Origin of the sequence: Bradyrhizobium sp. 45 (genome assembly GCF_023073155.1) — a bacterium.
Taxonomy (GTDB): Bacteria; Pseudomonadota; Alphaproteobacteria; order Rhizobiales; family Xanthobacteraceae; genus Bradyrhizobium; species Bradyrhizobium canariense_D.
Genome location: NZ_JADPIX010000045.1, coordinates 1 through 686 on the forward strand (window position 1 = coordinate 1; position 686 = coordinate 686).

A 686-nucleotide genomic window follows, 5' to 3' on the forward strand; every position below is an offset into this window, starting at 1 on the left:
CTAGGGTTCAGACTCAATTGATCCAATAAGCGACGAGAGCGGCGAGGTGGACGGCGGCCAAGAAGTTTCTGGCAAGTTTGTCGTAGCGAGTAGCAACACGCCTGAAATCCTTGAGCCGGCAGAAACAGCGCTCGATAACATTGCGCCCTTTATAGAGGCGCTTGCTGAAGCTGTGGAGGGTTACCCGGTTGGATTTGTTTGGAATGACGGGTTTCGCGCCGCGATTGACGATTTCGGCGCGAAAGCCGTCGCCATCGTAGCCTTTGTCCCCAATGAGGGAAGACATGGGCGGCGCGAGCTTCAAAAGGGCCGGCCCTGCGGCAATGTCTGCGGCTTGTCCCGGAGTGAGATGAAATGCGCAAGGTTTGCAATCAGGGTCGCTCAGCGCGTGGATTTTCGTGGTCCGCCCACCGCGCGAGCGGCCGATCGCCTGTTCACACTCCCCCCTTTTCCGCCGCTCGCCGAGCGATGCGCTTTGATCGAGGTGGAGTCGATCGACAAAGCCACTCGGTCCTTGCCGCAGCGGGCGAGCGCTTCAAAGATCGCCTGCCAATGTCCGCGCTTAGCCCAGCGATTGAACCGATTGTAGATCGTCGTGTAAGGGCCATAGTCGGACGGGCAATCGCGCCAGCGTGCGCCGCACTGGAGCATGTGAATGATACCGCTGATAATGCGTCGATCGTCTT

The 686-nt window shown here is 58.9% G+C and carries 1 pseudogene; it reads right to left on the reverse strand.

Features of this window, described 5'->3' with window-relative positions:
- Positions 1–13: 13 nt before the first annotated feature.
- Positions 14–686: pseudogene (locus IVB42_RS06330) on the reverse strand (IS5 family transposase); the annotation flags it as partial.